The organism is Pseudodonghicola sp., from assembly GCF_048268305.1.
Classification (GTDB): Bacteria; Pseudomonadota; Alphaproteobacteria; order Rhodobacterales; family Rhodobacteraceae; genus Pseudodonghicola.
Genome location: NZ_JBLWVT010000002.1, coordinates 223,386 through 248,364 on the forward strand (window position 1 = coordinate 223,386; position 24,979 = coordinate 248,364).

The 24,979-nt window shown below is 66.3% G+C and carries 21 protein-coding genes; 13 read left to right on the forward strand and 8 right to left on the reverse strand.

Translation table 11 applies throughout. The features are described 5' to 3' along the window. The first annotated feature begins 10 nt into the window (after positions 1-10). The 3 genes from ACN0V4_RS04195 to ACN0V4_RS04205 all read left to right on the forward strand — a co-directional run bounded on the left by ACN0V4_RS04195 (position 11) and on the right by ACN0V4_RS04205 (position 3,646). Complete coding sequence (locus ACN0V4_RS04195) at positions 11-1,177, forward strand: M20 aminoacylase family protein (protein ID WP_417673322.1); 1,167 nt, start codon at positions 11-13, stop codon at positions 1,175-1,177. Between the two features lie 74 nt (positions 1,178-1,251). Further along, the gene (locus ACN0V4_RS04200) at positions 1,252-2,415 is read left to right on the forward strand and encodes a M20 aminoacylase family protein (protein ID WP_417673324.1); all 1,164 of its coding nucleotides are present in this window, start codon (positions 1,252-1,254) and stop codon (positions 2,413-2,415) included. Between the two features lie 67 nt (positions 2,416-2,482). Further along, the gene (locus ACN0V4_RS04205) at positions 2,483-3,646 is read left to right on the forward strand and encodes a M20 aminoacylase family protein (RefSeq protein WP_417673326.1); all 1,164 of its coding nucleotides are present in this window, start codon (positions 2,483-2,485) and stop codon (positions 3,644-3,646) included. A gap of 99 nt (positions 3,647-3,745) precedes the next feature. Here the strand turns inward: ACN0V4_RS04205 and ACN0V4_RS04210 are convergent, their stop codons facing one another. From ACN0V4_RS04210 to moaA, 3 genes are read right to left on the reverse strand one after another with little or no spacing between them, the layout of a single operon-like run. Further along, positions 3,746-4,789: a glycosyltransferase family 4 protein gene (locus ACN0V4_RS04210; protein ID WP_417673328.1), complete on the reverse strand. Its 1,044-nt coding sequence runs from the start codon at positions 4,787-4,789 to the stop codon at positions 3,746-3,748. Continuing rightward, entirely contained in the window at positions 4,782-6,080 is a 1,299-nt protein-coding gene (locus ACN0V4_RS04215; RefSeq protein ID WP_417673330.1) for a 3-deoxy-D-manno-octulosonic acid transferase, read from the reverse strand. Before ACN0V4_RS04215 ends, ACN0V4_RS04210 begins: the two co-directional genes overlap by 8 nt. Continuing rightward, on the reverse strand, positions 6,080-7,087 hold the full coding sequence (gene moaA / locus ACN0V4_RS04220) for a GTP 3',8-cyclase MoaA (RefSeq protein WP_417673912.1): 1,008 nt from the start codon (positions 7,085-7,087) through the stop codon (positions 6,080-6,082). Before moaA ends, ACN0V4_RS04215 begins: the two co-directional genes overlap by 1 nt. A 107-nt stretch (positions 7,088-7,194) precedes the next feature. Between moaA and ACN0V4_RS04225 the strand changes: the two genes are divergently transcribed. Beyond that, on the forward strand, positions 7,195-7,683 hold the full coding sequence (locus tag ACN0V4_RS04225; protein WP_417673332.1) for a hypothetical protein: 489 nt from the start codon (positions 7,195-7,197) through the stop codon (positions 7,681-7,683). Here the strand turns inward: ACN0V4_RS04225 and ACN0V4_RS04230 are convergent. The 3 genes from ACN0V4_RS04230 to glmU form a co-directional block, all read right to left on the reverse strand. Next, positions 7,668-8,363, reverse strand: coding sequence for a DNA alkylation repair protein (locus ACN0V4_RS04230; protein WP_417673334.1), 696 nt, complete (start codon positions 8,361-8,363; stop codon positions 7,668-7,670). The genes ACN0V4_RS04225 and ACN0V4_RS04230 overlap by 16 nt on opposite strands. Before the next feature lie 150 nt (positions 8,364-8,513). After that, entirely contained in the window at positions 8,514-10,337 is a 1,824-nt protein-coding gene (gene glmS, locus ACN0V4_RS04235) for a glutamine--fructose-6-phosphate transaminase (isomerizing) (RefSeq protein WP_417673336.1), read from the reverse strand. Then, on the reverse strand, positions 10,337-11,692 hold the full coding sequence (gene glmU, locus ACN0V4_RS04240) for a bifunctional UDP-N-acetylglucosamine diphosphorylase/glucosamine-1-phosphate N-acetyltransferase GlmU (protein WP_417673338.1): 1,356 nt from the start codon (positions 11,690-11,692) through the stop codon (positions 10,337-10,339). Before glmU ends, glmS begins: the two co-directional genes overlap by 1 nt. Positions 11,693-11,833: 141 nt before the next feature. Between glmU and ACN0V4_RS04245 the strand changes: the two genes are divergently transcribed. The 4 genes from ACN0V4_RS04245 to ACN0V4_RS04260 all read left to right on the forward strand — a co-directional run bounded on the left by ACN0V4_RS04245 (position 11,834) and on the right by ACN0V4_RS04260 (position 17,104). Next, positions 11,834-12,505, forward strand: a complete 672-nt coding sequence (locus ACN0V4_RS04245; RefSeq protein ID WP_417673340.1) for an HAD-IIIA family hydrolase — start codon at positions 11,834-11,836, stop codon at positions 12,503-12,505. A gap of 203 nt (positions 12,506-12,708) precedes the next feature. Beyond that, positions 12,709-13,902 (forward strand): DegT/DnrJ/EryC1/StrS family aminotransferase, encoded by a 1,194-nt coding sequence (locus ACN0V4_RS04250; RefSeq protein WP_417673342.1) that lies wholly within the window; start codon positions 12,709-12,711, stop codon positions 13,900-13,902. Between the two features lie 272 nt (positions 13,903-14,174). Next, positions 14,175-15,674, forward strand: coding sequence for an ATP-binding protein (locus ACN0V4_RS04255; RefSeq protein ID WP_417673344.1), 1,500 nt, complete (start codon positions 14,175-14,177; stop codon positions 15,672-15,674). Positions 15,675-15,940: 266 nt separating this feature from the next. Continuing rightward, positions 15,941-17,104 (forward strand): isovaleryl-CoA dehydrogenase, encoded by a 1,164-nt coding sequence (locus tag ACN0V4_RS04260; RefSeq protein ID WP_417673346.1) that lies wholly within the window; start codon positions 15,941-15,943, stop codon positions 17,102-17,104. A 101-nt stretch (positions 17,105-17,205) separates the two neighbouring features. Here ACN0V4_RS04260 and ACN0V4_RS04265 read toward each other — a convergent pair whose 3' ends face one another. Continuing rightward, a complete protein-coding gene (locus tag ACN0V4_RS04265) occupies positions 17,206-17,811 on the reverse strand; it encodes an OmpW/AlkL family protein (protein WP_417673348.1) in 606 nt (201 codons plus the stop codon). A gap of 274 nt (positions 17,812-18,085) precedes the next feature. Here ACN0V4_RS04265 and ACN0V4_RS04270 point away from each other — a divergent pair, with 274 nt between their 5' ends. The 4 genes from ACN0V4_RS04270 to ACN0V4_RS04285 all read left to right on the forward strand — a co-directional run bounded on the left by ACN0V4_RS04270 (position 18,086) and on the right by ACN0V4_RS04285 (position 23,542). Further along, on the forward strand, positions 18,086-19,690 hold the full coding sequence (locus ACN0V4_RS04270) for a carboxyl transferase domain-containing protein (RefSeq protein WP_417673350.1): 1,605 nt from the start codon (positions 18,086-18,088) through the stop codon (positions 19,688-19,690). A 130-nt stretch (positions 19,691-19,820) separates the two neighbouring features. Then, positions 19,821-21,761, forward strand: a complete 1,941-nt coding sequence (locus tag ACN0V4_RS04275) for a biotin carboxylase N-terminal domain-containing protein (protein ID WP_417673352.1) — start codon at positions 19,821-19,823, stop codon at positions 21,759-21,761. A gap of 126 nt (positions 21,762-21,887) precedes the next feature. Further along, positions 21,888-22,754 (forward strand): hydroxymethylglutaryl-CoA lyase, encoded by an 867-nt coding sequence (locus tag ACN0V4_RS04280; RefSeq protein WP_417673914.1) that lies wholly within the window; start codon positions 21,888-21,890, stop codon positions 22,752-22,754. Continuing rightward, on the forward strand, positions 22,754-23,542 hold the full coding sequence (locus tag ACN0V4_RS04285; RefSeq protein ID WP_417673354.1) for a crotonase/enoyl-CoA hydratase family protein: 789 nt from the start codon (positions 22,754-22,756) through the stop codon (positions 23,540-23,542). Before ACN0V4_RS04280 ends, ACN0V4_RS04285 begins: the two co-directional genes overlap by 1 nt. 1 nt (position 23,543) lies before the next feature. Here the strand turns inward: ACN0V4_RS04285 and ACN0V4_RS04290 are convergent, their stop codons facing one another. Next, entirely contained in the window at positions 23,544-23,768 is a 225-nt protein-coding gene (locus ACN0V4_RS04290) for a DUF1127 domain-containing protein (RefSeq protein WP_417673356.1), read from the reverse strand. Between the two features lie 99 nt (positions 23,769-23,867). Here ACN0V4_RS04290 and ACN0V4_RS04295 point away from each other — a divergent pair, with 99 nt between their 5' ends. After that, positions 23,868-24,743, forward strand: coding sequence for a LysR substrate-binding domain-containing protein (locus ACN0V4_RS04295; RefSeq protein WP_417673358.1), 876 nt, complete (start codon positions 23,868-23,870; stop codon positions 24,741-24,743). The last annotated feature ends 236 nt before the right edge of the window (positions 24,744-24,979 follow it).

Sequence of the window (24,979 nt, forward strand, 5' to 3'; positions counted from 1 at the left end):
AGCCGAAGATATGCCCATCAAGAACCGTATCGCCGACCTCGCCCCTGAAATCGCCGCCTGGCGTCAGGATCTGCATGCACATCCCGAAATCGGCTTCGATCTGGGCCGAACCTCTTCCGTGGTGGCCGAGAAGCTCAGGGAATTCGGCTGTGACGAGGTGGTGACCGGCATCGGCAAGTCCGGTGTGGTGGGGGTGATCCGCGGCAAGACCGATACCCGCGGCAATGTGATCGGCCTGCGCGGCGACATGGATGCGCTGCCGATCCTCGAGGCGACCGGCGCCGCCTATGCGTCGGAAAACGCCGGGGTGATGCACGCCTGCGGCCATGACGGCCATACCGCCATGCTGCTGGGCGCGGCCAGATACCTGGCAGAGACCCGCAATTTCGACGGCACCGTGGTGCTGCTGTTTCAGCCGGCCGAGGAATTGGGCAGCGGCGCCAAGGCGATGATCGAGGATGGCGTAATGGACCGCTTCGGCATCAAGGAAGTCTATGGCATGCACAACGCGCCGGGCATGCCGGTGGGGGTCTTCGCCATCCGCTCCGGTCCGATGCTGGCCTCGGCAGATGAGTTCGAGATCATGGTGACCGGCCTTGGCGGTCACGCCGCCAAACCGAACGAGACCATCGACCCCACGGTGATGGCCAGCCAGATCATCCTGGCGCTGCAGACCATCATCAGCCGCAACGCCGATCCGATCGCGCAGGGCGTGGTTTCGGTCACCTCGGTCGATACCTCCTCGCATGCCTATAACGTGATCCCGCAATCGGTGACGCTGCGCGGCACCGTGCGCACCCATTCGCCCGATCTGCAAAGGCTGATCCAGCGCCGCATTCCGGAGCTTTGCGAAAGCATGGCGCAGTCCTTCGGCGGAAAGGCCAGGGTCACCTATACCCCGTATGTGCCGGTGACGGTGAACGCGGAAGACCCCACCGCCTTCGCCGCCGAGGTGGCGAGGGATGTGGCTGGCGCCTGCGTCGAGGCGCCGTTGACCATGGGGGGCGAGGATTTCTCCTATATGCTGCAGGAACGCCCGGGCGCCTTCATCCTCATTGGCAATGGCGAGGATAGCGCCACGCTGCACCACCCGGAATACAACTTCAACGACGAGGCGATCCCCGCCGGCTGCTCCTGGTTCTCGGAGCTGGTGGAACGGCGGATGCCGGCTGCCTGAGCGCCGCCAAATTCGCCCCGCCGAAGACGGCTGGCCCGGACCTCGGGCCGCCAGCAGACAAAAGGACGCGCCCGATGCCGATCAGAAATCGTATTGCCGAGTTGCAGGATGAAATCACCGCCTGGCGGCACGATATCCACGAACACCCCGAGCTTCTCTATGACACCTTCCGCACCGCGGCGCTGGTGGCCGAGAAGCTGAAGGACTTCGGCTGTGACGAGATCGCCACCGGCATTGGCCGCAGTGGCGTGGTGGGGGTGATCAAGGGCCGGCAGAGCGGGTCTGGCCGGGTGGTCGGGTTGCGCGCCGACATGGACGCCCTGCCGATCCTCGAGGCGACCGGTCTGCCCTATGCCTCGAAAACCCCGGGCGTGATGCACGCCTGCGGTCATGACGGCCATACCGCCATGCTGCTGGGGGCGGCGAAATACCTGGCCGAGACGCGCAATTTCGACGGCACCGTGGTGCTGATCTTCCAGCCGGCGGAAGAGGGCGGCAAGGGCGGGCTTGCCATGTGCAAGGACGGTCTGATGGACCGCTGGGGCATTCAGGAGGTCTATGCCATCCACAACGCGCCGGGCGTGCCGACGGGGGTGATGGCGATCCGGCCCGGACCGCTGCTGGCCTCGGTCGACAATTTCAGCATCCAGCTTCAGGGCAAGGGGGGCCACGCGGCCAATCCCGGCGTCACCGTGGACACCACGGTGATGATGGCGCATCTGATCGTGGCGCTGCAGACGGTGGTCGCGCGCAATGTCGATCCGGTGCTGCAGGGCGTGCTTTCGGTGACCTCGGCGGTCACCTCCTCGACCGCCTATAACGTGATCCCCGACAAGGCCGAGCTGCGCGGCACCGTGCGCACCCATGACGCCGGGGTGCGCGCCCAGATCGAGACCCGGGTGAAACAGATCACCGCCGGCATCGCGGAGAGCTTCGGCGGCAGCGCCGAGGTGAGCTATGACCATGGCGTGCCGGTGACCATCAACGCCGAGGCGCAGACGCAGTACGCGGCCGAGGCCGCCACCGCCGTGACCGGCGGCTGCGACAGCATCGACCTCAGCATGGGGGGAGAGGATTTCTCCTATATGCTCAAGGAACGTCCGGGGGCGATGATCAATCTCGGCAATGGGATGGGCGCGGATCTGCACCATCCCGAATATAACTTCAACGACGATATCCTGCCGGTGGGGGCGAGCTGGTTCGCCGAGCTGGTGGAACGACGGATGCCCGCGGCCTGAGGGGCGAGACAGACAACGAAAGGCCCCGGTTTGGGCCGCAAAACGACAAACGACAAGGAGTGTCACCATGCCGGTCAAGAACCGCTTTGCCGAGCTTCAGGACGAAATCACCGCCTGGCGGCGCGATCTGCACGAACATCCCGAGATCCTCTATGACACCCTGCGCACCTCGGCCGTGGTGGCGGAGAAGCTGCAGGAGTTCGGCTGCGACGAGGTGGTGACCGGTATCGGCCGCACTGGCGTTGTCGGCGTCATCAAGGGCAAGGCCAGCGGGTCGGGCAAGGTGATCGGCCTGCGCGCCGACATGGACGCGCTGCCGATCGTTGAGGCGACCGGGCTGCCCTATGCCTCGAAGACGCCGGGCGCGATGCACGCCTGCGGCCATGACGGTCATACCGCCATGCTGCTGGGCGCCGCCAAGTATCTGGCCGAGACCCGCAATTTCGACGGCACCGTGGTGGTGATCTTCCAGCCCGCCGAAGAGGGCGGCGCCGGCGGCAAGGAGATGTGCGACGACGGGCTGATGGACCGCTGGGGCATCCAGGAGGTCTATGGCATGCACAATTGGCCGGGGCTGCCCACCGGGCAGTTCTCCATCCGCCCCGGCGCCTTCTTCGCCGGCACCGACCAGTTCGACATCTATTTCGAAGGCAAGGGCGGCCATGCCGCGCGCCCGCATGAGACCGTCGACACCGCGGTGATGGCGGCCCAGGCGGTCACCGCGCTGCAGACCATCGCCAGCCGCAACGCCGACCCGGTCGGCCAGGTGGTGGTTTCGGTCACCTCCTTCGAGACCTCGTCCAAGGCCTTCAACGTGATCCCGCAGAAGGCCCATCTGAAGGGCACCGTGCGCACCATGAGCAAGGAAATCCGCGAGCTTGCGGAAGAGCGGATCAAGGCGATCTGCGCCGGCGTCGCCGCCACCTATGGTGGCACCGTCGAGGTGCAGTATCACCCCGGCTATCCGGTGATGGCCAATACCAAGGAGCAGACCGAATTCGCCGCCGATGTGGCCCGCAAGGTATCCGGCCAATGCGAGGATGCGCCGATGGTGATGGGGGGCGAGGATTTCGCCTTCATGCTGGAGGAGCGTCCCGGCGCCTATATCCTGCTCGGTAACGGCCCGGGCGCCATGGTGCATCACCCGGAATACAACTTCAACGACGAGGCGATCCCGGCCGGCTGCTCCTGGTGGGCGGAGATCGTCGAACAGCGTATGCCCGCCGCCTGAGCGGGGTGGAAAACGGGGAAGGGGGCTCTGCCCCCGGTGCGGCGCCGCCGCACCTCCCCCGCCGTATTTGTGGACAAGAAGAAGGGGGGCGTTGGTGGGTTAAAGTCGCGTCCAGAGCCCTTGATAGACCGCCTCGATCCCCTCCGCCTCGGCGTGGGCGCTGAAGCTGACCTCCGCCACCTCGCGCGCGGCCTTTGCCATCGCGGCGTGGCGTGCCGGATCGGTGAGCAGGGCGCGCGCCGCTTCGGCGGCTTCGGTCGCGGCTTCGAGTGGAACCACCAGCCCGCTCCGCCCCTGCGCCGAGAAGGCGCGGTAATAGCCGGCGTCGCTGGCGACGAAGGGCACGCCGCTCGCCATGCCTTCGAGCGGCGCCATGCCGTAGCCCTCGTAGCGCGGCATTTGCATCACCAGCGATAGGGCGCGGATCAGCGTGGGCAGCGCTGCCGCCGGTATTTCGCCGGGAAAGAGGATGCGATCGGCAAGGCCCGCAGCGGCGATCCGGTCCTTCAGCCCCTGCAGGAAGCCCTGATGTTCGCGCGCCGCACGCCCCAGCACCAGCGCGGTGGCGCCGGGCAGATCGGGCAACAGCCACAGCATCGCCTTGACAAAGAGGTCGGTGCCCTTTTCCGGGCGGATGCGTCCGATGGTGGCGATGCCGATCTCGCCGCCATATCCCAGCGCGCCCCAGGCGGCGGCGCGGTTATGGGCGGGGCTGAACAGCTCGGTATCCACCCCGTGGGGGACCACGGCGCGCACATGGGGGACGAAGCCGGCCGCCGCCTCGGTGGTGGCGATCACCGCGTCCATGCGCGAGATCAGCCAGCGCGGCAGCGCCGAATGCCGCCGTTGCGCGGCCGAGGTGAAGACGATGCGGATCGGCAGGCGCAGCACGTCGCGGGCCCAGATCGCGGCGCGCATCTCGGTATTGCGGCGCACGTGCCAGATGGCGAAGGGGCGGTCTTTCGGCGCCTGACGCGACAGTGCCCGGGCTTGCGCGACGGAGATCGGATCGGGGCAGCCGGGCAGCGGCTGGCCCACCAGCGCCAGATCGTGGGTCTTGATCTGCTGGCGGATCACATTGGCGGCGGTGGCCGAGACGCCGGTGAAGTTGCGGTTGAAATTGGTGACAAAGAGATCAGGCATCGCCTGGCTCCAGATGCAGCGCGGCGCAGAGGCGTGCGGCGATGTCCTGCAGCGCGCTGTCCTGATCCCGCACCAGCCGCCGGGCGCCGGCCTGGGCCTGCTTGAGCGCGGCGGGATCGTCGAGCCAGCGCGCCACGGCGCTGGCAAGGGTGGCCGCATCCGAAACCTCGGCCAGCCCGCCGGCGAGGGAGAGCGCCTCGAAAGCCGCGCGGTTGTTGGCGCGCGAGGGGCCCACGATCAACGGCACGCCGAATTGCGCCGGTTCGATCGGGTTGTGGCCGCCCTTGTCGGCCAGGGTGGCGCCGAGAAAGGCGAAGGGGGCGAGGCTGTACCAGCTGCCGGTCTCGCCCAGCGTATCGGCGAGATAGACCTGGGTGTCGGGCGTCACCCTCTCCCCGGTGCTGCGCCGGGCGGTGGAGTGGCCGGCCTTGGTGATCAGCCCCGCGACCTCGTCCCCGCGTTCGGGGTGGCGGGGGGCGAGGATCAGCAGCAGGTCGGGGTGGCTGGCCAGCAGCCGGTGATAGGCCGCGAGCACGATCTCCTCCTCTCCCGGATGGGTGGAGGAGGCGAGCCAGATCGGGCGCTTGCCGATCGTCTTGCGCAGATCGGCGACCAGGTCGGCATCGACCGGGGGTGGCGCGCTGGTGGCCTTGAGGTTGACCGAGAGCCCGACCCGGTCGGCGGGGGCGCCAAGCGCGATCAGGTCATCGGCGGTCTGCCGATTGGGCGCCAGCAGCAGCGCGAAGCGGTTGAAGATGAAGCGCGAGGTCTTCGGCCATTTGCGCCAGCTTTCGACCGATTTCTGCGACAGCCGCGCGTTGACCAGCGCCAGCGGCACGCCGCGATCCGAGGTTTCGACGATCATCAGCGGCCAAAGCTCGCTTTCGACGAAAAGCGCCGCCGCCGGGCGCCAGTGATCCAGGAACCGCCGTACCGGAGCCGGCGCGTCGAGCGGGGCGAATTGGTGTCGGCTCCGCGGTGGCAGGCGTTTCGCCACCAGCTCGGCCGAGGTGGCGGTGCCCGAGGTGATCAGGAATTCGGTATCGGGCAGGCGCTTGCCCATCACGGTGATCAATTGCAGCACGGACAGGCTTTCGCCGACGCTGGCGGCATGGAACCAGATCAGCCGACCGGAAGGGCGCGGCAGGCTGGCGTGGCCCAGCCGCTCGCCGGCCCGCAGGGCGCTGACCCCGTGATCGCCAAGCCGGCGCGACACCGACCGCCAGGCAAGCGGCAGCAGCAGGGGCGTCAGCCGCCGGTACAGGCGATAGAGCGCTGGGGGCTGCGCCATCAGCCGCCCGTATGGCTCATGTGGCGGGGCATCTGCCCGTCGGCCCGCTGGCGGGAATAGTCGAAATCGTGACCCTTGGGCTTGCGACCGATGGCGGCGCGGATCGCCTCTTGCAACGGCGCTTCGGTATCGGGGTGGTTGCGCAGGGGCAGGCGCAGGTCGGCCATGTCCTCCTGCCCGAGACACATGTAAAGCTCTCCGGTGCAGGTCAGCCGCACCCGGTTGCAGCTTTCGCAGAAATTATGGCTGAGCGGCGTGATGAAGCCGATCTTCTGCCCGGTCTCCTCCAGCCGCACATAGCGCGCCGGCCCGCCGGTGCGTTCGGCCAGATCGGTGACGGTATAGTGGTCGGCATAGCGCGCGCGCACGTCCTTCAGCGACCAGTATTGATCGAGCCGGCTTTCGTTGCCGATGTCTCCCATCGGCATGACCTCGATCCAGGTCAGGTCCATGTCTCGTTCGGCGCACCATTCGGTCAGGCGGGGAAGCTCATCCTCGTTCACCCCCTTCAGCGCCACGGCGTTGATCTTGACCCGCAGCCCCGCGCGCTGCGCCGCATCCACGCCGCGCAGCACCTGGGGCAGCCGGCCCCAGCGGGTAATCGCGGCGAATTTGTCCTCATCCAGCGTGTCGAGCGAGATATTCACCCGCCGCACCCCGGCATCGTACAAATCCGCGGCGAAGCGTTCGAGCTGGGAGCCATTGGTGGTCAGCGTCAGCTCCTTCAACGCGCCGGAGTCCAGATGCCGGGTCATGGCGCGGAAGAAGGTCATGATATCGCGGCGCACCAGCGGTTCGCCGCCGGTGATGCGAAGCTTCTCGACGCCCATGTGAACGAAGGTGGAGCACATGCGGTCGAGTTCCTCCAGCGTCAGAAGGTCTTTCTTCGGCAAGAAGGTCATGTTCTCCGACATGCAATAGACACATCGGAAGTCACACCGATCGGTGACGGAGACGCGCAGATAGGTAATCGCGCGGGCAAAGGGGTCGATCAGCGGGCCAATCATGAGCGCATAGGTAAAGCGCGGCAGGGGGGCCGGCAAGGGATAAGGTGACGGCTTTGTGGCTGGCAGGCGCCGACGGGCCCGGCTATGGTCTGGGCATGAGATATGCAGTGTTCCTTTCGCTGGCCCTGGTTGCCGGCTGCAGCCAGGTCGGCGCCGTGAAGTCCCGGGTCAATACCGAGCTGTCCAATTTCACCCTGCTCGACGATATCGGCGGCATAGTGGACGGCCGCGGCACCACCGCGGCACGCGCGGCCTCGGCGGCCTCGGCGGCCTCCGCGCCGCCGCCCGTCGTCGAAGCGCTGCCGCAAACGCCGCCGGTCGCCGCCGTGCCCAAGGCCGCCGACGGCCGGTTGGGGGCCTCTGTCGCCAGCCTCGGAGATCCGGGCAAGGCCGGGCTGTGGCTGGAAACCCCGCTGGTCAAGACCGCCGGCAAGGGGCGGGTGGTCTGGCCCAGTTCGGGCCGCTGGGTCGCGGTGGCGCTGTTGCCCGCCTCGGGGGAGGTCTCGGCAGGCAGCCGGCTGTCGCTTGACGGGTTCCGCGCGCTCGGAGCGCCCTTGACCGATCTGATCAAGATCGAGGTCTACGCCGGCGGCTGATCGGCCTCGGGCAGGTATTTTCCCGCCTCCCGGCGCGCGAAGGGTTTCAACCGCGCGCCGTGCTCGGCCAGAAAACCGCGCGCCCGTTCCGGGTCATGCTTGCTGAGGTCGCGCAGCCACCAGGCGATCGCCTTCTGGATGAACCAGTCGCGATCGTCGACATAGCCCGCCGCCCAGCCGAGAATGCGGTCGCGCGCGGCCAGCTCTTCGGGCTTGGGGTGGTTCTGCTTGGTCCAGGGCAGGGTGCAGACCAGCGCGGCGCGCCGGGTCCACATGTGATCGGAGCGGGTCCAGTCCTCGACCTCATCCAGCCGGGCCGGATCGGCGGTCAGCCGCTTCTGCGCCGCGCTTGCTACCGCGTCGGCGATCGCCCAGGCGTCGAAATCGGGCAGCCAGGAACAGATCAGCGCCCAGACCGCATCGTCAGGCCGGATCCGCGCCTGGGTCAACAGTTTGGCCGCCAGGATGCGGGCCTCGTGGATATCGGTTTGCCAGAGCTGATCGGCCAGCGTCACGCGGCCGGCGATGTCGAGATGCTGCCGCCAGTCCTGCGCCAGGTCCATCAGCACCGGGTTGGCGATGCCGAGATAGCGCCGCGCCGCCTTGTGATAGGCCGCCATTTCCGCCGCCTTGTCGGCGTCGCCGCGTGTTTCGAGCTGGGCGAGATAGGGGGCAAGCATCCTCTGTCCTTTCGTGAGGGCGTTTCGGGAGGGGCGCTTCGCCCCCCGGTGCGGCGGGGCCGCCGCTCCGCCCCGAGTATTTGGGCAGAGAAGAAGGGGACGGGCGGGCCTGGTTTTCGGCGCCCGCCCGAGACCCCGCCAGAGGCAGGCTTACTCGACGGTGACCGACTTCGCCAGGTTGCGCGGCTGATCGACGTCGGTGCCTTTGGCCACTGCCGTGTGATAGGCCAGAAGCTGCGCCGGCAGGGCGTAGAGGATCGGGGCCAGAAGCGGCGCGACGCGGGGCATGCGGATGGTCGACCAGACGCCGTCCTTGGCCTCGGCGATGCCATCCTCATCCGAGATCAGCATCACCTTGCCCTTGCGGGCCAGAACCTCCTGCATGTTGGAGACCGTCTTGTCGAAAAGCCCGTCCTTGGGGGCCATCACCACCACCGGCATGCTCGGGTCGATCAGCGCGATCGGGCCGTGCTTGAGTTCTCCTGACGCATAAGCTTCGGCGTGTATATAGCTGATTTCCTTGAGTTTCAACGCGCCTTCAAGTGCCAGAGGATACATCAGCCCGCGCCCCAGGAACAGCACGTCGCGCGCCTCGGCCAGTTGCAGCGCGGCGCGATGCATCGGGTCGGCGCCGTCGAGCGCGATATTCATCAGCTGCGGCAGGCCACGCAGGGCGGCAATGTGATCGGCCAGTGTCTCCGGCCCGATCTCACCCCGGTCGGCGGCGGCCTTCAGCGCCAGGATCAGCAGCACGGTGAGCTGGCAGGTGAAGGCCTTGGTCGAGGCGACGCCGATTTCCACACCCGCGTGGATCGGCAGCGCCAGATCGCTTTCCCGCGCGATGGAGCTTTCGGGGACGTTGATCACCGACAGGATGTGATCCGCCTTGCCACGACAATAGCGCAGCGCCGCCAAAGTATCGGCGGTTTCGCCCGACTGGCTGACGAAAAGCGCTGCGGTGCCCGCTGGGATCGGCGGTTCGCGATAACGGAATTCGCTGGCGACATCGACCTCGACCGGGATGCGGGCGAGCTGTTCGAACCAGTATTTCGCTGTGAGGCAGGCGTAATAGGCGGTGCCGCAGGCGACCATGGTCAGCCGCTCGACCTTGGTGAAGTCCAGCCCTTCGCCCGGCAGCCGCACGGTGTCGTCGCCGGCGGGCAGGTAGTGGCGGATCGCCTCACCCACCACGGCGGGTTGCTCGGCGATCTCCTTGGCCATGAAATGCTTGTAGCCGCCCTTGTCGACGCGGGCGGCACTGATCTGGATGGTCTTCTCGACGCGTTCGACCGGGGCGCCGGTCTCGTCGAAGATGCGCACGCCGGCGCGGGTGACCACGGCGCGGTCGCCCTCTTCGAGATAGGTGATCCGGTTGGTCAGGGGCGCCAAGGCGATGGCGTCGGAGCCGACGAACATCTCACCCTCGCCATGGCCGATGGCCAGCGGCGAGCCCTTGCGGGCGGCGACGATCAGATCGTCCTCGCCTTCGAAGAGGAAGGCCAGCGCGAAGGCGCCCTTGAGCTGGTCGATGGCGGCAAAGGCGGCCTCGACCGGGCCCTGGCCGGCCGTCATGTTGCGCGCGGTCAGCAGCGCCACGGTTTCGGTATCGGTATCGGTCTGGAAGTTGACGCCGTCCCTGGCCAATTCGGTCCGGAGGTCGCGGTAATTCTCGATAATGCCGTTATGCACCACGGCGACCGCACCGGAGCGATGGGGGTGGGCGTTTTCGACCGTCGGGGCGCCATGGGTGGCCCAGCGGGTATGGCCGATGCCGGCCTTGCCGGCCAGCGGTTCGTGCACCAACAGGTCGGAGAGGTTGACGAGCTTGCCCACCGCGCGGCGGCGGTCCAGAACCCCGTGGTTGATCGTGGCGATCCCGGCGCTGTCATAGCCGCGATATTCCAGCCGTTTCAGCGCTTCAACGAGGATGGGCGCGGCCTCATGCTGGCCGAGAACCCCGACAATTCCGCACATTATTCGGTCTCCTGATCGCGTTTCGCTTTGCGGGCTTTCAACATGTCGAACAGTTTGCGCGCGCGGCCCGGTTTGTTGACCTGTTCGGCGCGCGCCAAGGCCAGGGCGCCGGGCTCCACGTCGCGGGTGATCACCGATCCGCTCGCCGTCAGGGCGCCGTCACCGATGGTGACCGGGGCCACCAGCATGGTGTTCGACCCGATGAAGGCGTTCCGCCCGATCTCGGTGTGATGTTTCATCACCCCGTCGTAATTGCAGGTGATGGTCCCGGCGCCGATATTGGTGCCGGCGCCGACGCTGGCGTCGCCGATATAGGTCAGGTGATTGGCCTTGGCACCTTCGCCGATATAGGCGTTCTTGATCTCGACGAAATTGCCGACGTGGCTGTCTTCGCCCAGTTCGGCGCCGGGGCGCAGCCGGGCATAGGGGCCGACGATGGCGCCACGGCTGACGTGGCAGCCTTCGAGATGCGAGAAGGCGCGCAGGGTGGCGCCGGATTCGACGGTGACGCCCAGGCCGAAGACCACATTGGGTTCGATCACCGTGTCGCGGCCGATCACCGTGTCAAAGGCGAGAAAGACAGTCTCCGGCGCGGTGAGCGTGATGCCGATCTCCAGCAGTTCCCCCCGGGCCTGGGCCTGGAACACCGCCTCGGCCGCGGCCAGATCGGCGCGGGAGTTGACGCCTAGGGTCTCGCTTTCGTCGCAGGCGACCGCGGTCACCGCAAGACCCCGGGCGGCGGCCAGTTCGACCACATCGGTCAGGTAGTATTCGCCAGCGGCATTGTCATTGCCCACAGCGGCGATCAGATCGAAAAGCGTCGCGGCATCACAGGCCAAAAGCCCACTGTTGCAAAAGCTTATCGCGCGCTCTTCATCGGTGGCCTCCTTGAACTCGACAATCCGTTCCAGCCGGTCGCCCGCCATCACCAGCCGGCCATAGCGGGCCGGGTCGGCGGCGTGAAAGCCGAGGATGACCAGATCGTTCGCCTTGCGCGCCTCGATCATCCGCTCCAGCGTTTCGGGGCTGACAAAGGGGGTGTCGCCGTAAAGGACCACCACGTCGCCCTCGAACCCCGCCAGCGCGGCGCGGGCCTGATCGACCGCATGGGCGGTGCCGAGCTGCTCTTCCTGGATCACCACCTGGGCGTCCTCGTCGATTTCGGCCACCGCGCGGGCGACCGCATCGGCGCCATGGCCGGCGACGATGACGGTGCGGGCGGGCTCCAGCGCCGCGCCGCTTTGCATCGCATGGGCCAGCATCGGCGCCTGGCCGATCGGGTGCAACACCTTGGGCAGGTCTGAGTTCATCCTGGTGCCTTTGCCTGCGGCCAGGATGACGAGGGCAATGCTCATCGCGTTTTCTCTTTGTGTTTTCGCTTGGCCCGTTTTATCGGCTGGAGGCAGGGGCGCAAGCTTTGGTGCGATCAAACAAGGTTGCGGGCTGCAACACCTGCCCGTCGAAGCGGGCGAAAACACGCCGAAAGGGGGCAGGACATGCGCACGGTGATCTTCGATCTGGATGGGACGCTTGCCGATACCTCGGGCGATCTGATCGCCGCGGCGAATGCCTGTTTCCGGCAGATGGGGCTGGGCGATGTGCTGGACGCCGCCCGCGACCAGGGCACCGCGCTGAGGGGCGGGCGGCGGATGCTGAGCGTCGGGCTGGAACGTGCCGGGCGGTATGACGTCGAAGTGGTCGATCGTTATTATCCCGTGCTGCTTGAGGCCTATGCCGATCAGATCGACCGGCACACGGTGCTTTATCCCGGTGCGATGGCGGCGGTGGCGGCGCTGAAACAGGCGGGCTATGGCGTTGGTATCTGCACCAACAAGCCCGAGGCGCTGGCCGATCAATTGCTGCAAAGCCTTGGGGTGAGGGACGATTTCGCCTCGCTCATCGGGGCGGATACGCTTTCGGTGCGCAAACCCGACCCGGAGCCGTTGCGAGAGGCGGCGCGCCGTGCGGGCGGCGATCCGGCCCGAACCCTGCTGGTGGGGGATTCCGATACCGACCGCAACACCGCCCGCGCCGCCGGCGTGCCCTCGGTCCTGGTGACCTTCGGGCCGGCGGGCGACGATATGGCGGCGCTGGCGCCCGAGGCGCTGCTGGAACGCTATGAAGACTTGCCGGGGCTGGTGGCGCGGCTGATCGGCGCGAACCGCTGATCGGACAGCGGCGCGCCAAGGCGAAGGAAGCCGTCGCCTTGTCGCGGACCGGCATCGGTCAATCGTGATCGGGGGGCGGTTCGCGTTGCCGCGCGTCCCATCGGGCGGATCGGTCAGCAAGTGCCCGGCCGGATTATGACAGCTTGATGAATTCTCGTGCGCACGCTCTTGACCGCCCCGCGCGGCGGTCTCACAAACACCGCATGACAGAGACATTCACCGGCAATTTCACCCAGCAGGAACCGATCCCCGAAGAGGCGATCGAGGCCGCGCTCGCCGTTTTGCGCCATGGCCGCCTGCATCGTTACAACACCGCCCCCGGAGAGCTGGGAGAGACCGCCCTGCTGGAGCAGGAATTCGCCGCCCAGATGGGGGCGAAATACTCTCTGGCGGTGGCCTCGGGCGGCTATGCTCTGGCAACCGCCTTGCGCGCGGTGGGGGTGAGACCGGGCGACACCGTCTTGACCAACGCCTTCACCCTGGCGCCGGTGCCGGGCTCCATCGCCTCGGTCGGCGCGGTGCCGATCTATGTCGGGGTGACGGAACAGTTGGTGATCGACCTTGACGATCTGGCGGCGAAACTGGATCAGGCCAAGGTTCTGATGCTGAGCCACATGCGCGGGCATCTGTGCGACATGGACCGGTTGATGGCGATGTGCGACGCTGCCGGCGTGACCGTGATCGAGGATTGCGCCCATACCATGGGGGCCTCGTGGAATGGGGTGCCGTCCGGTCGGACCGGGGCGGTGGGCTGCTATTCCTGCCAGACCTACAAGCATGTGAACTCTGGCGAGGGCGGGTTGTTGATCACCGATGACGAGGAGATCGCGGCGCGGGCGGTGATGCTCTCGGGGTCCTATATGCTGTTCGAACGTCATCTGGCGGCGCCGGGCGTCGAGGTTTTCGAGCGGATCAAATACGAGACGCCGAACATTTCCGGCCGCATGGACAACCTGCGTGCCGCGATCCTGCGGCCGCAGCTGCGCATTCTGGACCAGCAGGTCGCGCGGTGGAACGAACGCTATCAGGCGATCGAGGCGGGGCTGCGCGGCACTCCGGGGCTGACGGTGATCGAGCGTCCCGAGCAGGAGGTCTATGTCGGCTCCTCGATCCAGTTCCTGCTGCTCGACTGGTCGGCGGAGAAGGTGGGCGAGGTGCTTAAGCGCTGCGCTGCCCGGGGGGTGGAGCTGAAATGGTTCGGCGCCGCGGAGCCGCATGGCTTCACCTCGCGTTATGACAGCTGGCGCTATGCCCCGTCGGAGCCGATGCCGCAAAGCGACCGGGTGCTGGCGGGCATCGTCGACATGCGGGTGCCGTTGACCTTCAGTCTTGAGGATTGTGCGCTGATCGCTCGGATCATCCGCTCCGAAGTGGGCGCGGTCTGGCAGGGGGCGTAAAGATTTACTTTACGTAAGTTGAGTCGTTTCTCGTCGGCGGATAACCGGTTCGGTTACCGTCTTGTGCGCAGCGCATTGGTTTGTCCGGGTTTTTCCTTTCCGGTTCGCATCCCGAACGGTCGTTCCGCACAACGCTGTGGCGAAATTTCGCTACGCGAAAAAATTTGCGCAATTTTAGGTTGATTTTTGTAACAAGGCATCGCGTATGTTATGTAAATGGCGCGGGCAGGCCATGCATTAGAAAATGCGAGGATAATAACAAGGACATGCGCATGAACGCGAGTGCGGCTCAGCCGGATCTTGCCAGTTTGTTCCCCTCGCGGGAGCAGTCTGGTTTTGGTGGGGGTGAAGGCTTTATCATCGAGGCGCTGGGGGAACATGCGGTCATCAGCGTCGCTGATGCCAGCGGCCATATGATATATGTGAATCGCAAATTTGCGGAACTGAGCGGCTTTGGTCGGGAAGAGCTGATCGGCAGCCCCTATGGGATCATCAAGTCAGAACATCACAGCCCGGGCTTTTTCCGCGATATGTGGGAAACGATCGCGGCGGGCCGGATCTGGCAGGGCGAATTCAAGAACTCTCGCAAGACCGGCGAGGTGTTCTGGATGCGTGTGACCATCGTGCCCTATATCGGGGCGAACAAGAAGCCGGAGAAATTTCTTTCGATCGGAACCGATATCACCGAGACCAAACTGGCCGAGGGGGTGCGGCAGCAACGGCTGTCCTTCGATCTGATCAAGGACGAGATCTATCTGTTCTGGCCCGAGACGCTCGAGGTCTTCTATGCCAACCGCGGCGCGCGGATCCGGCTCAGGGCGCTGGGGCATCCGATGAACGGGCTGACCTTGCCGGCCTTGCTGCAGGGGGTGTCGGTACAGGATGTCTCGGGGCGTCTGGCGCCATTGATCGAAGGGCGGCGCAAATGGATTTCCTTCGAGGCCAGCCAGCAGCGTCCCGATGGGCGCAGCAATCCCGCCGAGGTGACGATTCAGATGATCTCCCCCGATGGGGAGGAGCCGCGGTTTCTGGCCCACATCCGCAATATCAGTCAGCGCAAACAGGCCGAGATCGCCAAGCAGCAGTTCGTTGCCAATGTCAGTCACGAATTGCGCACGCCTTTGACCACGATAAAGGGCGCGTTCGAACTGATCCGTTCGGGTCTGTGCAACGCGACGCCGGAGCGTGCCGGCCAGCTTGCGGCGATGGGGTTGAAGAACACCACACGGCTGGAGCATCTGATCGAGGATCTGCTGGATATGGAGCGGATCGCCTCGGGGCGGATGGTGTCGCGGCTGAAAAAGCTCGATCTTTCGGTGCTGATGCAGCGGACGATGAAGGAGATGGAGGGCTACAAGCCCGAAAAGGCGGTGCGCATCGACAGCAAGGGCATTGATCGGCCGATCTGGGTCAAGGGCGATGAAGAGCGGCTCAGAAAGGCGATCACCAATCTGCTGTCCAACGCGGTGAAGTTTTCGCATCAGGGCGGCGCCGTGGAGATCGCGGTCGAACGCAATGGCGCCCATGTCGGGGTTTCGATCCGCGACGAGGGGATCGGTATTCCGGAACCGGCGCTGTCGACCCTGTTCGATCCGTTCACCCAGGCTGATTTTTCCGACCGGAGGCCGTCGGAAGGCGCCGGGTTGGGGCTGTCGATCTCCCGCGCCATTATCGAGGAACATGGCGGTGCAATCGAGATCGAGAGCACCGAAGGGGCCGGCACCGAGGTGAGATTTTACCTGATCCTGCATCCGAGCGCTTCGGAGGCATGAGGGGGCTCCGGGTGTCGTAATGCTTGAGGTCGCTCCAGAACAACGGCCTGCAATGGTCTGAATACATTGTGAAAGTGATCGGAACTCCGCGACCGATCCGGCCCTCGTCCTTGCGACGGGGGCCTTTTGCTTTTCACTGCGTCCCGGCGTGTCCGGCACGGGCGCATCTCGTGCTGTGGACCACGGCCTGCGCAAGCGGGTTGACGCGACTCGATTGCTGCGCATATTAAATGAACGTGTGTTCAATAAAGCGCCGGGGAGGGGCCATGTTCAACGCGACCATGCAATTCGATCTGGGCGAGGACGTGAATGCGCTGCGCGAGAGCGTGCATCGCTGGGCGCAGCAGCGGGTCAAGCCGCTGGCGGCCGAGATCGACCGCAGCAATGACTTCCCCGCCGCGCTCTGGCGCGAGATGGGCGATCTGGGGCTGTTGGGGATCACCGTGTCCGAGGAGTATGGCGGCACCGGACTGACCTATCTGGCCCATACCGTGGCGGTGGAGGAGATCGCGCGGGCCAGTGCCAGCGTTTCACTCTCCTATGGCGCGCATTCAAATCTCTGCGTCAATCAGATCAAGCTGAACGCGAGCGAGGAGCAGAAACGCAAATACCTGCCGGGGCTCGTTTCGGGCGAACATGTGGGCGCCCTGGCGATGAGCGAACCTTCGGCGGGCTCGGATGTCGTTTCGATGAAGCTCCGCGCCGAAAAGCGGAATGGCTATTACGTTCTGAACGGCAACAAATACTGGATCACCAACGGCCCGGATGCCGATACGCTGGTGGTCTATGCCAAGACCGATCCCGAGGGCGGCTCGAAAGGCATCACCGCCTTTATCGTCGAGAAGACGATGAAAGGCTTCTCCACCTCGCCGCATTTCGACAAGCTGGGGATGCGCGGATCGAACACGGCGGAATTGATTTTCGACAATGTCGAAGTGCCCTTCGAGAATGTCCTGGGCGAAGAGGGCAAGGGCGTCCGCGTGCTGATGTCGGGGCTCGATTACGAACGGGTGGTGCTGGCGGGCATCGGGCTGGGGATCATGGCCGCCTGCCTTGATGAAATCATGCCCTATCTGGCCGAGCGCAAGCAATTCGGTCAGCCGATCGGGAATTTCCAGCTCATGCAGGGCAAGATCGCCGATATGTATACGGCGATGAACTCGGCCCGCGCCTATGTCTACGAGGTCGCCAAGGCCTGCGACGCCGGCACGGTGACGCGGCAGGATGCGGCGGCCTGCTGTCTCTATGCCAGCGAACAGGCGATGGTGCAGGCGCATCAGGCGGTGCAGGCGATGGGCGGGGCGGGTTTCCTTTCGGACGCCGCCGTCAGCCGCATCTTCCGCGACGCCAAGCTGATGGAGATCGGAGCAGGAACCAGCGAAATCCGCCGGATGTTGATCGGGCGGGAACTCATGGCGTCGATGGGCTGAGAGGAGAAGGCCCCCAGACGCAAACGGCCCGCGCGACCGAGGGGAGCGCGCGGGCCGATCAGCAGCGCGAGGGGGAAACACCCCCTCGCGATGTCGGAGGATCAGAAGCGATGCACGTAGGACACGCCGACAACCAGCGGGTTGATATCCGCCGTCCCGATATTGGCGCCGTTCAGCGACACGTCGGAGCTGATATCGATCCAGCGTACGTCAAAGCGCATCGAGCCGTTGTCGCTGATCGCGTAGTCGACGCCGGCATGCACCGCCACGCCCCAGGAGTCATCCAGCGAGATCTTTCCCAAGGGCGAGCTTTCGTCGAAGAAGGTGGTATAGTTCAGGCCGAGACCGACGAAGGGTTTGAAGGCGGTCTGCGTCGGGATGTGATAGTTCACGCTCAGGGTCGGGGGCAGTTGTTTAACCGTCGCGGCATAGCTGCCACCCAAGAACACATTGTGCTTGAACGGCGTCGCTGCCAAAAGCTCGATCCCCCAGTTGTCCTGGAAGAAGTATTCGGCGGTGAAGGTCGGCCGGATGTTGTCGCCGACTTCGGCCTTGGCACCAGCCAGCGTGCCGTTGCTCGATTTGGGGTCAACCCAGCCGATCCCGACGCCGACGGTCCAGTCGCCCTTGGACTGCGCGGCCAAGGGGCCCGCCAGCACGGCGGCAAGTGCGGTCGTGAAAACCAACGCAGCGGTTTGGCGTGTCATTTGTCTGTCCTTTCTCATCTTGATGACGGGACTTTGCCCCAGGGGCACGGTGGAATCGCTGATCTGGATCAAGGTTTGCCTTGGTCGAACACGCATTCTTTCGATCTGACCCTATGGAATATTCCCAATTTTAAGGAGGTTGAGCAGTGATCTGCGTAACTTGCATGGCTGCCATGACTGCCATGAAGGCCGCGCGCAGGATCTGCCGCCGCTCTCTGCGCGGGCTTGGCCCGACTGAAACCCGCCGCCCCAGCGCGGCAGAGGAGGCCCTGAGGTGAAACTTATATCCCGCGTCCTGCCCACGTCCGAGGCATTCCAGACCAACCGGGCCGCCCATCTCGAGGCCCTCGCCACCGTGCGGGCGGCCGCCCTGCACGCGGCCGAGGGCGGTGGCGAGGCCGCGCGCGCCCGTCATGTGTCGCGTGGCAAGATGCTGCCGCGCGAGAGGGTGGCCAATCTGCTCGACCCGGGCTCGCCCTTCCTGGAAATCGGCGCCACCGCGGCGCATGACATGTATGATGACGCCGCCCCCTGCGCCGGGGTGATCGCCGGCATCGGCCGGGTCGAGGGGCAGGAGGTCATGGTGGTCTGCAACGACGCCACCGTGAAGGGCGGCACCTATTATCCGATGACGGTCAAGAAGCACCTGCGCGCGCAGGAGATCGCCGCCGATTGCGCGCTGCCCTGCATCTATCTGGTCGACAGCGGCGGCGCCAACCTGCCGCAGCAGGACGAGGTCTTCCCCGACCGCGACCATTTCGGCCGCATCTTCTATAATCAGGCCAATATGTCGGCCCGGGGCATCCCGCAGATCGCCGTGGTGATGGGCTCCTGCACCGCCGGCGGCGCCTATGTGCCGGCGATGTCGGATGTCACCATCATCGTGCGTGACCAGGGCACCATCTTCCTCGCCGGCCCGCCGCTGGTGAAGGCCGCGACGGGTGAGGTGGTCTCGGCCGAGGACCTCGGTGGTGGCGATGTGCACACGCGCCTCTCCGGTGTCGCCGATTACCTGGCCGAGGATGACGCCCATGCCCTGGCGCTGGCCCGCCGCGCGGTCAGCCACCTGAACCGCGCCAAGCCGCAGACGGTGCAATGGCAAAGCCCCGAAGACCCCGCTTACGACCCCGAGGAAATCCTCGGCGCCGTGCCGGCCGATCTGCGCACCCCCTATGACATCCGCGAGGTGATCGCGCGCACCGTCGACGGCTCCCGCTTCGACGAGTTCAAGCCGCGCTTTGGCGAAACCATCGTCACCGGCTTTGCCCATGTGATGGGCTGTCCGGTGGGGATCGTCGCCAATAACGGCGTGCTGTTCTCGGAAGCCGCGCAGAAGGCGGCGCATTTTGTCGAGCTTTGCTCGCAGCGCAATATCCCGCTGGTCTTCTTGCAGAACATCACCGGCTTCATGGTTGGCCGCAAATATGAAAACGAAGGCATCGCGCGCCACGGCGCCAAGATGGTGACGGCGGTGGCCACCACCAATGTCCCCAAGATCACCATGCTGGTGGGTGGCTCCTTCGGCGCCGGCAACTACGGCATGGCCGGGCGCGCCTATTCGCCCCGGTTCCTCTGGACCTGGCCCAACAGCCGCATCTCGGTGATGGGCGGCGAACAGGCGGCGGGGGTGCTCGCCACCGTCCGTCGCGACGGGATCGAACGCAAGGGCGGCAGCTGGTCGACCGAGGAAGAGGCCGAGTTCAAGCGCCCCACGCTCGAGATGTTCGACCGCCAGAGCCACCCGCTCTATGCCTCGGCCCGGCTCTGGGACGACGGCATCGTCGATCCCCGCAAGACGCGTGAAGTGCTGGCGCTCAGCCTCTCGGCCAGCCTCTGCGCCCCGATCGAGCCCACGCGCTTCGGCCTGTTCCGGATGTAATGAAATTTCATGCCTCCGGCGGGGATATTTGGACCAGGTCGAAGCCCCTTCGATCTGGCAGAAATATCCCGGGGGAGCTCCGAAGGAGCGGGGGCAGAGCCCCCGAGCCGGTGGATCAAAGGAGAGACAGATGTTTGATAAAATCCTGATCGCCAACCGTGGCGAGATCGCCTGCCGCATCATCGAGACCGCCCGCAGCCTGGGCGTGGCCACGGTCGCGGTCTATTCCGAGGCCGACGCGCGCGCCAAGCATGTCGCCCTGGCGGATGAGGCGTTCCTGATCGGCCCGCCGCAACCGGCGGAAAGCTATCTCAAGGGCCAGACCCTGATCGAGGTGGCGCTGGAGGCCGGCGCCCAGGCGATCCACCCCGGCTATGGCTTTCTCTCCGAGAACCCCGATTTCGTCGAGGCGGTGGAGGCGGCGGGGCTGATCTTCATCGGGCCTTCGGCGCCGGCGATCCGTGCCATGGGGCTGAAGGATGCCGCCAAGAGGCTGATGGAGGCGGCCGGCGTGCCGGTGGTGCCCGGCTATCACGGCGACAATCAGGACCCCGAGCATCTGGCCGGCGCGGCCGAGGCGATCGGCTATCCGGTGTTGATCAAGGCGGTCGCCGGTGGTGGTGGCAAGGGGATGCGCAAGGTGGTGGCACCGCAGGACTTCGCGGCGGCGCTCGACTCGGCGCGGGGCGAGGCGCGCACCGCCTTCGGCAATGATGCGGTGCTGATCGAGAAATACGTCGAAAAGCCGCGTCATATAGAAGTGCAGGTCTTCGGCGATGGTCACGAGGCCGTCCACCTCTATGAACGCGACTGCTCGTTGCAGCGCCGCCACCAGAAGGTGATCGAGGAGGCGCCGGCGCCCGGCATGACCGAGGAGATGCGCGCGGCGATGGGCGAGGCGGCGGTGCGGGCGGCCAAGGCCATCGGCTATAAGGGCGCGGGCACCATCGAGTTCATCATCGATGCCTCCGACGGGCTGCGCCCCGACCGCTTCTGGTTCATGGAGATGAACACGCGGCTGCAGGTGGAACACCCCGTGACCGAGGCGGTGACCGGCATCGACCTGGTCGAATGGCAGCTTCGCGTCGCCGCCGGGGAACCTTTGCCGATGGGCCAGGCGCAGATTCCGCTCAAGGGCCATGCCTTCGAGGCGCGGCTCTATGCCGAGGATGTGCCGAAGGGCTTTTTGCCCGCGACCGGCACGCTGTCCCATCTGGTCTTTCCCGATGGCGCCCGCATCGACAGCGGCGTGCGCGCGGGCGATACCATCAGCCCGTTCTACGATCCGATGATCGCCAAGGTGATCACCCATGGCCCGACGCGGGAGATCGCGCTGGCACGGATGACTCGGGCGCTGGAACGGTCGGAAGTGGCGGGATCGGTGACCAATCTGGCCTTTCTCGCCGCGCTGACCCGGCATCAGGGCTTTGCCGCGGGCGATGTCGACACCGGGCTGATCGAACGCGATCTGGATGGGTTGATCTCTGCCGAAGTGCCGGCACCGCATCTGGTCGCCCAGGCTGCGCTTGCGGCGGCCGGGCTGATGGAAGGGCCGGCGGCCCTGACCGGCTTCACCCTCTGGGCACCGCTTGATCGTCGGGTCAGCCTTGCGCACGAGGGAGAGGAGATGGTGGCAACCATCCGGGTGCGGGCACCCGGGGCGGCGGTGATCGGGATCGAGGGGATGGAAATTGTCGCTGAACGCGATGCCTCCGGCTGGCGGTTCGACGGGGCGAAGGCGGTGCCGATGGCGCGGGCGGGGGCGCGGATCACGCTGTTTTCCGGCGCGGCGCCGGTGTTCGATCTGGTCGATCCGCTGGATCGCGCCGGGGCGGATGTCGGCGGCGGCAATCTGATCGAGGCGCCGATGCCGGGGTTGGTGAAGGCGGTTTTCGTTGCTGCTGGCGAAGCGGTCGAGGCCGGTCAACGGCTGGCGATCCTCGAGGCGATGAAGATGGAGCATACTCTGGTGGCCGCCCGCGACGGGGTGGTGGCCGAGGTGCTGGCCGCCGCCGGCGATCAGGTCGAGGCCGGCGCGGCGCTGGTCCGGCTGGAGGAGGACGAGGCATGAGCGGGGCGGCTGGACCTGGTCTTGGGGCATGGGGCTTGACGCTGGAGTGGCGTGAGGGGGGGATGCGCGACGAACGCCCCCTCGGGCTTGGTGACGGAATGGGAGGCAAATCGCATGGCTGAACATATGGCTGAACATGTCGAGATCTTCGAGGTAGGGCCGCGCGATGGGCTGCAGAACGAAAAGCGCCCGATCCCGGTGGCGGAAAAGGTGGCGCTGGTCGATTGTCTCAGCGGCGCCGGGTTCCGGCGCATCGAATGCGCCAGCTTCGTCAGCCCCAAATGGGTGCCGCAGATGGCCGGCAGCGCCGAGGTTCTGGCCGGCATCACCCGCACCCCCGGCGTGCGCTATGCCGCGTTGACGCCGAATCTGCGCGGGTTTCAGGATGCGGTGGCGGCAAGGGCCGATGAGGTGGCGATCTTCGCCGCGGCCTCAGAAGGCTTTTCCAAGGCCAATATCAATGCCACCATCGAGGAGAGTCTCGCGCGGTTCGAGCCGATCATGGGGGCGGCATCCGAGATCGGCCTGCCGGTGCGCGGCTATATCTCCTGCGTGACCGATTGCCCCTATGACGGGCCGACGCCCCCCGCGAAGGTGGCCGAGGTGGCGGCGCGGCTTTTTGCCATGGGCTGCTATGAAATCTCGCTGGGTGACACCATCGGCCAGGCGACGCCGGAGAGCATCACCGCGATGCTGAAGGCGGTGCTGGAGGAAGTGCCGGCAGCGCAGCTTGCCGGACATTATCATGACACCGCCGGCCGGGCGCTGGCCAATATCGACGCCTCGCTGGAACTGGGGCTCAGGGTCTTTGATGCCGCCGTCGGGGGCTTGGGGGGCTGCCCCTATGCGCCGGGCGCTGCCGGCAATGTCGCGACCGAGCGGGTGGCGGCGCATCTGGCGGCGCGGGGTTTTGAGACCGGGCTCGATCAGTCGGTGATCGCGCGGGCGGCGGCGATGGCGCGGGCGATGCGCCTGGGAGAAGGGGCAGAATGATGTTCGAGACTATCACAATCGCGTGTGACGACCGGGGTGTCGCGACGCTGACGCTGAACCGGGTGGAGAAGCACAATGCGATGTCGGCGGCGATGATCGCCGAGCTGACCCGGGCGGCGGAGCAGTTGGGGGCCGATCCGGCAGTGCGGGCGGTGATCCTGACCGGGGCGGGCAAATCCTTCTGCGCCGGGGGCGATCTCGGCTGGATGCAGGATCAGATGGCCGCCGATCCCGAGACGCGGTTCATCGAGGCGCGCAAGCTGGCGCTGGCGCTGCAGGCGCTCAACACCCTGCCGAAACCGCTGATCGGGGCGCTGCAGGGCAATGCCTTCGGCGGCGGGGTCGGGCTCGCCTCGGTCTGCGACGTGACGCTGGGGGCGGATCATCTGAAGATGGGGCTGACCGAGACCCGGCTGGGGCTGATCCCGGCCACCATCGGCCCCTATGTCATCGCCCGCATGGGCGAGGCGCGGGCGCGGCGGGTGTTCATGTCGGGCCGGCTGTTCGACGCCGCCGAGGCGGTGGAGCTGGGGCTGCTGGCCCGGGCGGTGCCGGCCGCCGATCTGATGGCGGCGGCCGAGGCCGAGATCGCCCCCTATCTCTCCTGCGCGCCCGGCGCGGTGGCGGCGGCCAAGCGGCTGACCCGCACGCTTGGTCCGCGGATCGACGCCGAGGTGATCGACCATACCATTCGCGCCCTGGTCGAGTGCTGGGAGGGCGAGGAGGCGAAGGAGGGCATCGGCGCCTTCTTCGCCAAGCGCAAGCCGGGCTGGATCGCGGAAGGCTAGATCAGCCGCGCCAGAAGGGTTTTGCCGCCTCTTCCAGGGCGGCGGCCCGGCTCCAGCCCGCGTCGCTGAGCACGCTGTCGGGGTGGCGCAGAAGCTCGTCCCGCAGCATCCGGCGCAGGGTCAGGCGATGCCACCAGAGGGCCGGTAGTGATCCGAATCCACTGCTCCGCGCAGGCTGCGACGGGCGGGTCCGATCCTGCGGGTGAAGAAAAACCACGGTGGCCATTGTGATATCTCCTTTGTTCCTGATGGGATGGGGATATCGCTTGTTCATCCCGATAAAAATTGAGAAGTTTTCTCCAGTCTGTGACGAAATGGAACAAAGATGCGCCGCTTGCCCCCCTTGTCCGCCCTGCCGGCCTTCGAGGCGACGGCGCGATTGGGCTCTGTCACCGCGGCGGCGGCCGAGCTGGGGCGGACCCATAGCGCGATCAGCAAACAGCTCCACCATCTGTCCGAGGATCTGGGCGGGGCGCTGTTCGAAAAGGCCGGCAACGGGCTGCGGCTGACCGCCCGGGGCGATCGGCTGCGGCGCAGCGCCACGCCGATGCTGGACGAATTGGCGGCGCTGTCCGAAACCCTGCGGGCCGAGCAGGACGCGCGCTTTGTCGATCTGCGGGTGAGCGCGACGCTGGCCAGCCGCTGGCTGATCCCGCTGCTGCCCGAATTCTACGCCCGCCATCCGGAGATCGAACTGCGGCTGCGGATGTCGGGGGCGGAGCTGCCGCAGGAGAGCGATTTCGATCTCCTGATCAGCTACGACCGGCTGCGCGGGACGATGCGCGAGGCCGATCAGCGGCCGTTGGGGGATGCGCATTACGGCGTGGTTTGCGCGCCGGGCTATCCGCTGGCCGGGCAGGGGCAGACCTGGCGCGCCCCGGCGCGGCTGACCCAGCCCAATGCCCTGCAGACCTGGGACGAATGGGGGCAGCACAGCGGCATCGCGATCACCGCCGAGCGGGAAGAGATCCATGCCCACCATTTCCTCGCGCTGGGGGCGGCGGTGGCGGGGCTCGGGATCGCGCTGGCGGAACGGCGTCTGGTGGCGGAGGATCTGGCCTCCGGCCGGCTGGTGGCACCTTTGGGATTCGTCACCGTGGCCGGGGGCTTTCGCGCCGCGGTGATGCCACGGGCGCAGGGGCGGCGGGCGGTCGGGGCTTTCCTCGAGTGGTTGCGAGAGGTTGCGGGGCAGGGTGCTTGAACCGACGCCGGCACGGCGGGTTCCCGTGAAAGGGACTCACTTCCTGCCTGAAAACATGGCGCTTGTGCAGTGACCGGCCTTGCCGTGGCATACTGTCTCGGAGCGCGCCGGTGCCGCATTGCGGCATTGATGCGTGGAAAAGGTGTATTTCCTGCGGTTTTTTGGCTACAGCCAATGCATCCGGTTCGGGATTTTGGGCGGCCGGGAATGCCGCCCGCTTGGTTGACGCTCTGGAT